Here is a 13017-nt window from a genome sequence, read left to right on the forward strand (position 1 = left end):
AGTCTGGAGATTCCCCATGCCTTCTGTAGAGGCCGCAGGTTCGCCTTCGGCCGACGGTGCCGTGCGCTCCGAGGCCGAGTACCGGCGCGTTCAACGACTATCCGTGCACTTGCCAGGAACACGCGCTGGCACCTGGGTCCTGGGTGGCGCGTCGCTGGCGTGGATTGCGCAGGCCGCGCTCCTTGCGTGGGCTGTGCAAAGCCTGACCGATGGTGGCGGACTGACTGGCGTGATCTGGCCCGCGGTGGGCTACCTTCTGTTCGGCATCGCTCGCGCAACGGCCGAAGCCTGGGGCACGCGGCAGCTGTTCCATGGGGCCAGGCGCTATCTGAGCGGCCTTCGGGTGCAAGCAGTTGCCGCACTGGCGGGCCGGTCGCCACTGGATTCCACGCGGCCATCTTCTGGCCAGGCAGCCAGCGTGCTGACTGAGCAGGCCGAAGCGCTGCTGCCCTGGCTGTTGCGCTACCAACCCGCGCGCTGGCGGGTGATCGTCGTCCCTCCGGTGATCGCCGTGGTCGTGGGCAGCCTTTCGTGGGTGTGCGCACTGATCCTGATCGCAGCGGCGCCGTTGATCCCGCTGTTCATGGCCCTCATCGGTTGGCGCGCCAAGGCGGCCAGCGAAGAGCAGCTGCAGGCGCTGGGGGGCATGAACGGATTTCTGCTGGATCGTCTGCGCGGCTTGTCCACCCTGAGGGCGCTGGGAGCCGTGGATGCCACGGCACACCGCCTGCGGGCGTCGGCCGAATCCCTGCGGATGCGCACCATGCGCGTGCTGCGCATCGCCTTCCTTTCCTCGGCATCGTTGGAGCTGTTCTCGGCCCTGGCGGTCGCGCTCGTCGCGGTGTACGTGGGCTTTCACCTCCTCGGTCAGATCGGGAGCGGAAGTTGGGGGAAGACACTGAGCCTGGGACAGGGTCTGTTCATCCTGTTGCTGGCACCGGCCTTCTTCGAGCCCCTGCGGGATTTGTCCGCAGCCTGGCACGACAAGGCGGCAGGAGAAGCAGCGCATGAAGCACTCGATTCGCTGCGCAAGGTGGGATTGGCCCTGCCGGGTGCACTGGACGAACAGGCCAGTGACGCTCCACCGGCGCGGGCGCGCTGCGCGCCCGCCGTCGACATTCGCGCACTGCGTTTTGGCTACGCGAGCGAGGCTACCGTGTTCGACGGCACGGGCCTGCACGTCGGCGCGGGCGAGCACGTGGCGCTGGTTGGCAGCAGCGGCATCGGCAAGACGACCCTGCTGTCGATCATCGCGGGCCTCGTACCTGCCCTGAATGGCGAGGTGCGCATCGGGAGCGTGCTCCTGAACGCAGCGACCGCCGCAGCCTTGCGCAGCCGCGTGGCCTGGATCGGGCAGAAGCCTCATGTCTTCGCCGGCACCGTGCGCGGAAACATCTCGATGCATCGGCCGGGCGTTTCGGAGGCGGCCGTGACTGCGGCCATCCACTTCGCTGCGCTGGGACGAGTTCGCAACGCCTTGTCCGACGGGCGTCTGAGTGAAGGCGGCGCGGGCCTGTCCGGTGGCGAGTTGGTGCGCCTGGCGCTCGCGCGCGCCGCGGCAGACCCAACGGCTGACCTGCTGCTGGTGGACGAACCCACCGCGCATCTGGATCGCGACACGGCTGCCGAAGTTATCGACGCCTTGCTGCACCTCGCGCGGGGCCGCACGCTGATCGTGGCGACGCACGATCTGGCGCTGGCCGGATGTTTAGGTCGCATCATTCGCGTGGATGACGCCTTCAACGGGCACCCGGTCCGGAGCGCCGCATGAAGCACCGCCGCGACCTCGTTGCCGTACTGCGGCTGTTCGTGCAGACCGGCGGCCGGCGGATGCTGTCGGGCGCGTTGCTGTCCGCGCTCACGGTGGCGTCGGGCATGGCGCTGCTAGGAGTTTCCGGTTGGTTCATCACGGCAACCGCACTGGCCGGCTTGTCGGTTGCGGCGGCTCTGGCCTTCGACGTGTTCACACCCAGCGCGAGCATCCGGCTCCTGGCACTGGGACGCACCGCCGGCCGCTATGCAGAGCGCGTTGTCACGCACGACGCCACGCTGGGCGTGCTCGCGGCCCTGCGTGAGCGGCTGTTCCGAGGCTGGGCTGAAGCAAGTGCGGCACACCAACTGCTGCGGCGTCCGGCACGCATGCTGTTCCGGCTGACCATCGACATTGACTCCCTCGAATCGATCTACCTGCGTGTGCTCGTGCCGGCCGGTGCGGCACTGATGGCTGTGTCGCTGGTGGGCGGGCTACTGGGCATGCTCGACTGGCGCCTGGGCGCGGCAATCTTTGCCTGGTTGATGTTGTGCGGCTGGGGCATCGCGCTCGCCGTGACGCGCCGCGCTCGGCCGCTGGCGCTGCGCAGGGCGCTCGGTCTGGAGCGCCTGCGCGCGCAGACCATCGATCTGGTGGCTGGCCAGACAGATCTGGCGATGGCTGGTCGGCTGCAGTCGCAATGCCAAACCTTGGCCCGCACAGATCAAAGGCTGGCAGGCATCGACGATGCCCTGCACCGATTGGAAACCCGCGCTGGGTGGCTCTACGCGGTGGGGGGACACCTGACAGTGGCTGCGGTGCTGTTTGCCGTCGGAGCGCTCGCCGAGCGCGGTGCTATTGGAATACCCATGGCAACCTTGGCCGTGCTGCTGGTGCTGTCCGCGCTGGAGCCATTCGCTGCATTGCGGCGCGGCGCACTGGAGGCCGGACGCAGTTGGCTGGCCGCACGCCGCTTGGCGCCTCGGCTGCACGCTCAAGTCCACCCTGCTTCACAACCCACGTCGCCTGCCGAAGGCGTTGCCCTGCGGCTGGACAGTGTTTGCGCAGGGCACGAAGGCGAGGACAGGATCACGCTGCACAGGATGAGCTTGCATGTGGCGGTTGGTGAGCGTGTCGCAGTCATCGGCTCCAGCGGAGCCGGCAAATCCACCTTGCTGGCAGTGGCCGCTGGCGAGTTGCGGATTCGATCAGGGCAGGTCCATGCACGCGCTGGCACCTGGTTCACGCAGCGCACTGAGTTGTTTCAGGACAGCCTGCGCGACAACCTCCGTCTGGCCGACCCGCAGGCCACAGACGAGCAGTTGTGGACGGTACTGCAGGACAGCGGCCTGGCCGCAGACCTGCACCAACTTCCGCGAGGCCTGGACTCGCCGCTGGGCGAAGGCGGGCTGGGCCTGTCGGGCGGGCAGTCGCGCCGCCTGGCGCTGGCCCGGCTGCTGCTGCACCCGGCCGACTTCTGGCTGCTGGACGAGCCCACCGAAGGGCTGGACGGCCCCACGGCAGCCGACGTGCTGTTACGCCTGGCCCGGCATGCCAGCGGCCGCACCGTACTGATCGCCACCCACCTGCGCCGTGAGGCGGCCCTGGCCGACCGCCTTGTGGTGATGTCCGGCGGACACATCGTCGCTCAGCACATGCGCGGCACGCCCCGATTCGACGCGGCGCTCACAGCGTTGCGCCAGCACTGACGCCCAAACATCTTCCATCTCAAGAAAGGATCTCCACCATGGACCTCGACATCGTCGGGCTATCCCGACTGCAGTTCGCCGCGACGGCGCTCTACCACTTCTTGTTCGTGCCTTTGACCATCGGCCTGTCCATCCTGCTGGCCATCATGGAGACCGTCTATGTCATGACCGGGCGTCCCATCTGGCGGCAGATGACCAAGTTCTGGGGCGGGTTGTTCGGTATCAACTTCGCGCTGGGCGTTTCCACCGGCTTGGTGATGGAGTTCCAGTTCGGCATGAACTGGAGCTACTTCAGCCACTACGTGGGTGACATCTTCGGCGCGCCATTGGCGATCGAAGGCCTGATGGCCTTCTTCATGGAGGCTACGTTCGTTGGCATGTTCTTCTTCGGCTGGGAGCGCATGTCCAAGGTGGCGCATTGCGTGGTCACCTGGCTCGTCGCGCTGGGCACTAACTTCTCGGCACTGTGGATCCTGATTGCGAATGGCTGGATGCAGAACCCCGTGGGTGCCAGGCTCAACCCACAGACCATGCGCATGGAGGTGGAGAGCTTCTACGAGGTGCTGTTCAACCCGGTAGCTCAGGCCAAGTTCGTGCACACAGTCTCCGCCGGCTACACCATTGCGGCCATCTTCGTGCTGGGGGTCTCGGCGTGGTTCCTGCTCAAGGGGCGGCATGTCGACCTGGCGAAGCGCTCGATGACCGTGGCCGCGTCGTTCGGCCTGGCGGCCTCGCTGTCTGTCGTGGTGCTGGGCGATGAAAGCGGCTACGCCGCCAACGAACACCAGAAGATGAAGATGGCCGCGATCGAGGCCATGTGGAAGACAGAGCCCGCGCCCGCAGCCTTCACCGTCTTCGGCTTCCCCGACCAGGAGGCGCGCAAGACGCACTATGCGGTGCACATCCCCTGGGTCATGGGCCTGATCGGTACACGCTCACTGACAGCTGAGATTCCTGGGATCGAGGATCTGGTTCAGCAAGCCCACGGGCACATCCGGGACGGCATCCAGGCCTACGACGCGCTGCAGCAGATCCGGGCTGCGGGCTCCGAAGGCACGGTTGCGCCCCACTTCCGCCTGATGTTCGAAAAGCATGGGCATCGGCTGGGGTACGCCATGCTCCTCAAATCCTATGTGGACGATCCGCGCACCGCCACCGAGGAGCAGATCACCAAGGCTGCGTGGGACACGGTGCCGCAGGTGGCGCCGCTGTACTGGTCGTTCCGCGTGATGGTCGGCCTGGGCATGTTCTTCATCGTCCTCACTGCCACTTTCTTTTGGCTGTCCGCGCGCCGCCGGTTGGACGCACACCCCTGGCTGCTCAAGGTCGCCTTGTGGTCCATCCCATTGCCCTGGATCGCCGCCGAGGCCGGCTGGATCGTGGCCGAACTGGGCCGACAACCCTGGGCCGTGGAGGGCGTGCTGCCCACCGCCCTGGCCGTGTCCGAACTGGGCGCTGGCACGGTGCTGTTCACCTTGTTGAGCTTCGTTGTCATCTACACGGTGCTGCTCGTCGTGGAGATGAAGCTGATGCTCAAGGCGATCCGCAAGGGGCCGCAGCCAGACCCCTTATCAACGGCGCCCGCCGACGTTCCCCTGATCGGCAAAGTGCCCACTGCCGCCTGACCAATAAACACCCCCCTGCGGAGAAATCCATGATCCTTCATACCCTTCTGGACTATGACGTGCTGCGCGTCATCTGGTGGCTGCTGCTCGGCGTGCTGCTGGTTGGCTTCGCCGTCACTGACGGCTTCGACCTTGGCGTGGGCACTTTGCTGCCCTTTGTCGCCCGCGACGACATCGAACGCCGGGTCGTCATCAACACCATCGGCCCCGTGTGGGAAGGCAACCAAGTCTGGCTGGTGCTGGGCGGCGGCGCCATTTTCGCTGCCTGGCCGCACATCTACGCCATGAGCTTCTCGGGCTTCTACCTCGCCATGTTCGCTGCTCTGTTCGCACTGATCCTGCGGCCAGTCGGCTTCAAGTACCGCAGCAAGCAGGAGAGCCCCGCCTGGCGCAGCGCCTGGGATTGGGCGCTCTTCGTGGGCAGCGTCGTGCCGGCGCTGATCTTCGGCGTTGCCATAGGCAACGTGTTGCAGGGCGTGCCGTTCAGATTCACCGACGACATGCGCATGATCTACGAAGGCGGCTTCTTCGACCTGCTCAACCCATTCGCCGTGTTGTGTGGCCTGGTGTCCGTCGCCATGATGGTGATGCACGGCGGTGCCTGGCTGGCCCTCAAGATCGAGGGTGTGGTCGCCCAACGCGCGCGCCGATGCGCCACCATCGCGGGCATTGCCACCATCGCGCTCTACGCCCTGGCCGGTGTACTGCTGTGGAGCCTGATCAGCGGCTACCAGCTGACCAGCCCCCACGTTCCCAACGGCCCCTCCAATCCGCTGCTCAAGACCGTGCAATCGGGCGTGGCAGGTGCCTGGTTCACCAACTACCAGAACCATCCGTGGACCGTGTTGGCGCCAACGCTCGGTTTTGCCGGCGCATTGTTGGCACTGGTGGGTCTGCGCGCCCGCTGGGAAGGCATCACCATGGTCTTCAGCGGTCTGTCCGTCGCTGGCATCGTGCTCAGCGTAGGAGCATCGATGTTCCCTTTCATCGTACCCTCGTCGACCCACTTGCGCTCGGCACTCACGGTGTGGGATGCGTCGTCCAGCCACCTGACGCTGTTCATCATGCTGGTGTGCAGCATCGTGTTCATTCCGCTCATCCTGGCCTACACCGCCTGGGTGTACCGCGTGATGTGGGGAAAGGTGCGCCCGCGCGACATCACGCAGGGCGACCACGCCTACTGAACCTATCTCCCCTCACACCGAAGACAAGGAACCTCGATATGTGGTACTTCGCCTGGACTCTTGGACTGCCGCTCGCCGCCGCCTTTGCGGTACTCAATGCCATGTGGTACGAGCTGATGGACGACGCGGCACTCAAGCGCACGCGCGCGCCCACCCCCGGAGAGCGACGTGACGCCGCATGAAAACCTGCAAGACGAACCGCGCGCCTCTGCAACAAGCGCGCTGGTGCCGGGGGCGACCCTGTTCCGCACTGGCGAAACCGGTGGCGTGTGGCAGGTGGTTGGTGGCCTGATCCGACTGGAAGCCAAGCAGCCCGCGCAAGCGGGGCTGGTACGCCTGGCCTTGCCTGGCGACGTGCTCGGTGCTGAAACCATACTGGCGCAGCCCTACGCGTTAACGGCAACAGCAGTGATGACCTGCGAACTCTCGCAAATATCGGTGGACAGTGAAACGCATCGAGTGCTGATCCTGGCTGCCGCATTCCTACAGGGGCAGCAACGGTCGGCTGAAGCGATGCGCCTGCGTGAAGGTTCGGTTGCCGAGCGCTTAGACCGCCTGCTCCGACTGCTGAGCCTCCAAGCAGAGGATGACGTGCGAAGCGCACGCCAGCGAAGGCTGCCCATCACGCTGAAAGACGTTGCGCTCATCATCGATTCCTCGCCAGAAAGCGTGTGCAGAAGCTTGCCGCAGCGGTTGGGAGCGCGCCCTATGAGCCACGAAAGTCAGATCGTCAATCGCACAAGATTGACATCCGTCAAGCGCGCTACCGGGAACTTGGAAACTGTTCAACGATAATGACAGTCATGCACGCTCTGCGAACCTCCACAATACTTGCCCGCCTGGTTCTGGCGTGGTTTGTATTGACGTTGGGCGTCGCCGTGGCATCTCCCGTGGTTCATCCCAAGGCCATGGAACTCGTGTGCTCCGCAAGCGGCAGCGTGAAGCTTGTGGTCGTCGATGGCACCAGCGAAGGCCAGCAGGGAACCAGCCATACGCTGGATTGCTCCCTGTGCCTACCGGCCTCATTGCCGACACCTCTGTTTCCACACCAACTGGTGCTGCCGCAGGTCCACGTCAATGCGCGGCATCCCTTCGCGTCGGCTCACATCGCGGCGCTGCTCGGCGCGCCGCTGCCGCCGCGCGGCCCTCCGTCTCTCTCCTGATCGTCGGCCCCTGACACGGTCTGGCTGGGTGCGCCCGCCGGTTCTGCCCGTATCCGTGCTGCCGACCCTCGCTGCCATGCGGCCGACTGGCCCCGCGCAGCGATTGCCCTGACGCATCTGCACTAAAGCCTAAGTGGCTTGGAGCATTGCGTCGGCTGACACGTAGCCCCAGTTGTTTCTTGCCACCGGATCGGCCCCGAGCCGCGTCGGCGCATGGGGTGCTTGACGTCACAGCCAACGACGGCTTACGTGTTAGCCACTGGCGACCTTAAACGCGTAGCCCGGCCCACGCCGCAAACCCATCGCTCGTCCCACAACAAATACCCAGGGACCCTCATGACCAAACCAATCCTCGCTCCTCTGGCCGCCGCACTGATCTCGACAGGCCTGATGCATTCGCCATTGGTGCTGGCACAGGCGCAGGAGCGCTCGACGGCAGGGCAGTCTGGGAAGAGCGTGCAAGAACTGCCGACGGTGACCGTCACCGGGACGCCCGACGACTATCGTGCCCACACAACCAGCACCGCCACCCGCACCGACACCCCCGCCCTGCAGACCTCCCAGAGCGTCCAGATCGTCCCCCGCGCAGTGATCGAGGACCAGAACGCTCTCACGCTGACCGATGCCGTGCGCAACGTCTCCGGTGTGCAGTACGACTTCGGGTTCAACGGCTCCATGCAGCCTCTGCTCATCCTGCGGGGCTTTCCCAGTACGTCGATGACGGCGATGGGGCCGATGTCGGGCATCTCCAGCTACTACCTGGATGGCTCCAAGGTCATGGGCGTGCCCATCAACATGGCCAACGTCCAGTCGGTTGAGGTCGTCAAGGGGCCGGCCAGCGTGCTGTACGGCCGCTCCGAACCAGGCGGCCTGGTCAACGTGGTCACCAAACCCATCTCCAGCGTGTCCGAGCTGAGCTTGGAGCAGACCATCGGCCAGCGCGGTCTGTCGCGCACGGCCATCGAGGCTTCGGGCAGTCTCAATGCCGACAAGACGCTGCGCGGCCGCGTAGCCGCTTCGTATTACACGTCTGACTCGATCCGCGACTACGTCAAAGACCGGCTGGGCAACTTCACCGGCAGCCTGGCCTGGGTGCCCGATGCGCGCACCAACGTTACGGCCACGCTGGACTACTCCGACAACCGCTACCGCACGGACATGGGCATTCCGGCCGTCGGCAACCGGCCGGCCGACCTACCCTGGTCGCGCCAGTACAACGACTCGCCCTACCTGTCGAGCGCCAAGACCACGAGCCTCAAGCTCGATGCCTCGCACCAGATCGACGACACCTGGCAGGTCAAGGGCCGGGTGCTGAGTCTGCGCAGCGACACGTCCGAGATGGACATCTACACCTACCGCGGCGACTACGGCATGGGCATGACGCCCGACCAGACCTGCCCGGGCACCGGCAATCCGCTGTGCCGCTACTACTTCGGCGTGCGGCCCGATGGCCGCTACCAGGTCGATCAGTTCAATGTGGACCTGACGGGCAAGTTCCAGGCGGGCGGCGTTGCCCACACCGTGCTCGCCGGCTTCGACACCTACCGTACCAAGAAGACCGGCACGACCTACATGCAGCAGCTGTCGTCGGTGGACATCTACAACCCGTCGCTGGGCAGCACGCCGGGGCTGGACCCGATGATGTCCATGCCGCAGGACTACGACGACTACAGCCGCTGGACCAGCTTCTACGTGCAGGACCAGATCGCGCTGGGCAACGGCATCTTCCTCACCGGTGCGTTGCGCCACGACCGCACGAGCGCGGTGTTCGGCGTACCGGGCACCGTGCCCAACGACAAGTCGTTCACCACGCCCCGGCTGGGTGCGGCATGGCAGTTCGCGCCCAACCAGTCTGTCTACGTCCAGTACCAGGATGCGGTCAGTGCCAACAATGGCCGCGACACCGTGACCGGCGCCGCGCTGGAGGCCGAGCGCGCACGGCAGATCGAGGTGGGCCACAAGATCGAGCTGTTCGACGGCAAGCTCAGCTCGACCGTCGCGCTGTTCCAGCTCACCAAGCGCAACCGCGGCGCGTCGGTGCCGGATCCGTTGTCGCCCACCTTCACCAACGTCGTCACCGTCGGCAAAGCCGTGTCGCGCGGCCTGGAATGGGACGTGTCGGGCCAGATCACCAAGCAGCTGTCGCTGATCGGCTCCTACGCCTACACCGATACCGAAGTCCCCGAGGATCCCACCTACAAGGGCAAGGAACTCGCCAACGTGGCGCGGCACAGCGCCAGTCTGTGGGCGCGCTACGCGCTCGACAGCCAGTGGACGGTGGGGGGCGGCGTATTCGCCCAGGGCCAGCGCCAGGGCGATTCCGGCAACACCTTCCAGATGCCTGGCTACGCGCGCGTGGACGCCATGTTGGCCTACCGCTTCGGCCTGGGTTCGAGCAAGGCCTCGCTGCAGTTCAACCTGGACAACGTCTTCAACAAGAAATACTTCACCGGCAGCCACCAGTTCGTGCAGGACTGGATCAAGCTGGGCAATCCGCGCACGGCCAAGCTCACGCTGCGCGTGGACTACTGAGTCGCGGCCATGAGCATTGAACGACGCAGTTTCCTGCACGCTGCGGCGGCGGCGCTGACCACCTCGCCGTGGCTGGCCCATGCGGGTCAGGACCCATCGGCGCAGGCTAGCTCGGCGCACGACATGAGCGCCATGCCCGTGTCGTGGACCGGCAAGGAGCAGATCGGCATGTTGCTCTATCCCGGCATGACGGCCCTGGACTTCGTAGGGCCGCAGCACATGTTTGCGGGTTTGATGGGAGCGAAGGTGCACCACGTCGCCAAGACCATGGCACCAGTGGTGAGCGATACCCAGCTCGCGATCTTGCCCACGATCACGTTGGCCAGGTGCCCGCGTGACCTGGACATCCTCTTCGTTCCTGGCGGTGGCGCCGGCACGCTGGCAACCATGCAGGACGCGCAGATCCTGGCCTTCCTTGCCGACCGGGGCCGTCGCGCCAAATTGGTAGCCAGCGTGTGCACCGGCTCGCTCGTCCTTGGGGCCGCAGGTCTTTTGCAGGGCTACAAGGCCACTACACATTGGGCCACGCATTCGCTGTTGACCGACGCAGGGGCCATTCCTGTGGAGGCGCGCGTGGTGCACGACCGCAACCGCATCACGGGTGCAGGCGTGAGCGCGGGCCTGGATCTGGGCCTGGCCATCGTCGGCATGTTGCGGGATTCGACTTATGCGCAGTCCATGCAGTTGCTGGCCGAGTACGCGCCCGAGCCGCCGTTCAACGCGGGGACGCCGCGCACTGCTCCCCCTGCGGTCGTTTCCATGACCGCAGACATGTTCAAGGACTTCGACCTTCAGGCCCGCGCAGCGCTGGCCGCAGCCAGGCGGTCCAAGACCTCTTCTGGACGTTGAAACCAATGATGAAACGCGACCAACTGATGCAGCATTTCGCGAGCCTGTGGGCTCGATACGTTGCCAACGCCCGCAGCGGCTTCATTCCGAAGCGTGCTTGGTCCCTCGCCATGGCAGCCGGTGCCTTGGCGCTGTGCGGCTGCGTGGAAAAGCCTGCGCCGCGCCCCGCACCTCCTGCCCTCGAAAGGCTGTCGTCCGAGGACGCGACGCTGAAGGCGCAGTTGCCCAAGGACATCACGCCAGAGAACCATTCCATGGTCATGGATGCGATCCTGGGCAAGCCCAAGCATCCCATCAAGCAGATCGGCATCTTGGTCTACGACGGCGTCAACGACCTGGACTTCATGGGGGCACGCTATGTCCTGGGCCAGGCGGGAGCCACCACACGATTGATCGGCATCAAGCCCGGCCCGATCAAGACCGTCATGGGTGTGCAGGTGATACCCGACACGGTGATCGATTCCGTGCAGCAGCTCGACATCCTGATCATTCCGGGCGGCTTCACCGGCACCATCGAAGCGAGCTACGACGAGCGGGTGCTCGACTGGATTCGGGCCATCGACAAAGGAACGACCTACACCGGCGCCATCTGCACCGGCGTCTGGATTCTGGGCGCCACCGGCCTGCTGGAGGGCAAGCGCGCTTCCACCAACTGGTACCGCGAGGAAGAGTTCCTCAAGAAGTACAAGGCCATCCCCGCCAACGAGCGCTACACGCGCGACGGCAAGTATTGGACCTCGGCGGGCGTCACCGCCGGTATGGACATGTCCCTGGCGCTGCTCAACGACAACTGGGGCCAGCGCTACACGCAGGGCGTGATGCTGGACATGGAGTACGACCCCGCGCCCCCCATACAGGGCGGTACGCCCGAGAAGACCGGCTGGCTGGTCGAGTGGATGGTCAAGGCCATGTACGACGCCGGTGTGGATCCCCTGATCAAGCGCCTGGAAGCCGAAAAGACTTCGCGTGCGAACAGTGGGGCGCCGCCTCGCTGATCCCATCCCTGTCAACACAGCCTAGAAACGTCGCCATGAGCCAACTCTCTTCACCCCCGGCGCACGCTTTGATCCACAGGAGCTCTTGCATGAATCAAACACTCACCCGGCGAACCCTGCTGATCGCCACTGCATTCGGCGCCATTGCGCTGTCTGCATGCGGGCGCAAAGCAACTGAGACCTACAACGGAATCGACCTGACCGGCGCCACCTATGCCACCAACATCCGGCTCTCCGATCCAGATGGCAAGGAGCGCACGCTGGCAGATTTCAAGGGCAAGGCCGTGCTGGTTTTCTTCGGATTCACCCAGTGCCCCGACGTCTGCCCAACGGCGCTGGCCCGGGCGTCCGAGGTCAAGAGGCTGCTGGGTGCCGATGGCGAGCGTTTCCAGACGTTGTTCATCACGGTCGACCCTGAACGCGATACGCCCGAGTTGCTCAAAGCCTATACCGCAGCATTTGATCCCAGCTTCATCGGCCTGTATGGGGATATGAAGCGCACGGCCGAGACCGCCAAGGACTTCAAAGTCTTCTACAACAAGGTGCCTACCGGCGCGTCCTACACCATGGACCACACGTCACTCAGCTACGTCTACGACCCGCAAGGCAAGCTGCGCCTGGCCCTGCGCCACGAGCAATCCGCGCAGCAGTACGCGGACGACATCCGCAAGCTCCTCAATCCCACCTGATCCTCAACCCCCCGCAAGGAGAACACCATGCAACTAGTCATCCGCTCCGCCATCGTCGTTGGTTCGATGCTCGCAGCCACCGCCCAGGCTCAAGTCACCGTAAAAGACGCCTGGGTACGCGCTACGGTGCCGCAGCAGAAGGCCACGGGCGCCTTCATGCAGATCCAGGCCGCCAAAAACAGCAAGCTGCTCTCGGCAAGCTCGCCCATCACTGCTGTCGTCGAAGTCCATGAGATGGCTATGCAGGACAACGTGATGAAGATGCGTCAGGTCCCGTCCGTCGAGTTGCCGGCCGGCAAGACCGTGGAACTCAAGCCCGGCGGCTATCACGTGATGTTGATGGACCTGAAGCAACAGGTGAAGGCCGGAGACACCGTGCCGCTCACCCTGGTGGTCGAAGGCGTGGACGGCAAGCGCGAGTCGATCGAAGTGAAGGCGCCCGTACGGGCACTCAACGCCAACAGTGCCCAGCCCGCTGTCCACGACGCGCACGGCGCTCACAAACACTGAGATGGCGCACG

At 65.1% G+C, this 13017-nt stretch carries 12 protein-coding genes; all 12 read left to right on the forward strand.

Annotated features, from left to right (window positions below; all coding sequences use genetic code 11):
* Positions 1–103: 103 nt before the first annotated feature.
* The 12 genes from cydD to AC27KI_RS04455 all read left to right on the forward strand — a co-directional run bounded on the left by cydD (position 104) and on the right by AC27KI_RS04455 (position 13006).
* Positions 104–1771: a thiol reductant ABC exporter subunit CydD gene (gene cydD / locus AC27KI_RS04400; RefSeq protein ID WP_487112774.1), complete on the forward strand. Its 1668-nt coding sequence runs from the start codon at positions 104–106 to the stop codon at positions 1769–1771.
* Positions 1768–3459 carry an amino acid ABC transporter ATP-binding/permease protein gene (locus AC27KI_RS04405; protein ID WP_487088320.1) on the forward strand — a complete coding sequence of 564 codons (1692 nt, stop codon included), beginning with the start codon at positions 1768–1770 and terminating at the stop codon, positions 3457–3459. The genes cydD and AC27KI_RS04405 overlap by 4 nt, the downstream gene beginning before the upstream one ends.
* 38 nt (positions 3460–3497) lie before the next feature.
* A complete protein-coding gene (locus tag AC27KI_RS04410) occupies positions 3498–5084 on the forward strand; it encodes a cytochrome ubiquinol oxidase subunit I (RefSeq protein WP_487088322.1) in 1587 nt (528 codons plus the stop codon).
* Positions 5085–5113: 29 nt separating this feature from the next.
* Positions 5114–6268, forward strand: coding sequence for a cytochrome d ubiquinol oxidase subunit II (gene cydB / locus AC27KI_RS04415; protein WP_487088324.1), 1155 nt, complete (start codon positions 5114–5116; stop codon positions 6266–6268).
* Positions 6269–6306: 38 nt separating this feature from the next.
* Positions 6307–6450, forward strand: coding sequence for a cytochrome bd-I oxidase subunit CydX (gene cydX, locus AC27KI_RS04420; RefSeq protein WP_487088326.1), 144 nt, complete (start codon positions 6307–6309; stop codon positions 6448–6450).
* Positions 6437–7063 (forward strand): cyclic nucleotide-binding domain-containing protein, encoded by a 627-nt coding sequence (locus AC27KI_RS04425; protein ID WP_487088328.1) that lies wholly within the window; start codon positions 6437–6439, stop codon positions 7061–7063. The genes cydX and AC27KI_RS04425 overlap by 14 nt, the downstream gene beginning before the upstream one ends.
* A gap of 8 nt (positions 7064–7071) precedes the next feature.
* Positions 7072–7431, forward strand: coding sequence for a DUF2946 domain-containing protein (locus AC27KI_RS04430; RefSeq protein ID WP_487088330.1), 360 nt, complete (start codon positions 7072–7074; stop codon positions 7429–7431).
* Positions 7432–7767: 336 nt separating this feature from the next.
* Entirely contained in the window at positions 7768–9963 is a 2196-nt protein-coding gene (locus AC27KI_RS04435) for a TonB-dependent siderophore receptor (RefSeq protein WP_487088332.1), read from the forward strand.
* A 9-nt stretch (positions 9964–9972) separates the two neighbouring features.
* The gene (locus tag AC27KI_RS04440; RefSeq protein ID WP_487088334.1) at positions 9973–10812 is read left to right on the forward strand and encodes a DJ-1/PfpI family protein; all 840 of its coding nucleotides are present in this window, start codon (positions 9973–9975) and stop codon (positions 10810–10812) included.
* 8 nt (positions 10813–10820) lie between these two features.
* A complete protein-coding gene (locus AC27KI_RS04445; protein ID WP_487088336.1) occupies positions 10821–11807 on the forward strand; it encodes a DJ-1/PfpI family protein in 987 nt (328 codons plus the stop codon).
* An 89-nt stretch (positions 11808–11896) separates the two neighbouring features.
* Entirely contained in the window at positions 11897–12496 is a 600-nt protein-coding gene (locus tag AC27KI_RS04450; protein ID WP_487088338.1) for an SCO family protein, read from the forward strand.
* A gap of 27 nt (positions 12497–12523) precedes the next feature.
* Positions 12524–13006: a copper chaperone PCu(A)C gene (locus AC27KI_RS04455; protein WP_487088340.1), complete on the forward strand. Its 483-nt coding sequence runs from the start codon at positions 12524–12526 to the stop codon at positions 13004–13006.
* The last annotated feature ends 11 nt before the right edge of the window (positions 13007–13017 follow it).

Source organism: Acidovorax sp. KPB24-03 (assembly GCF_057546605.1).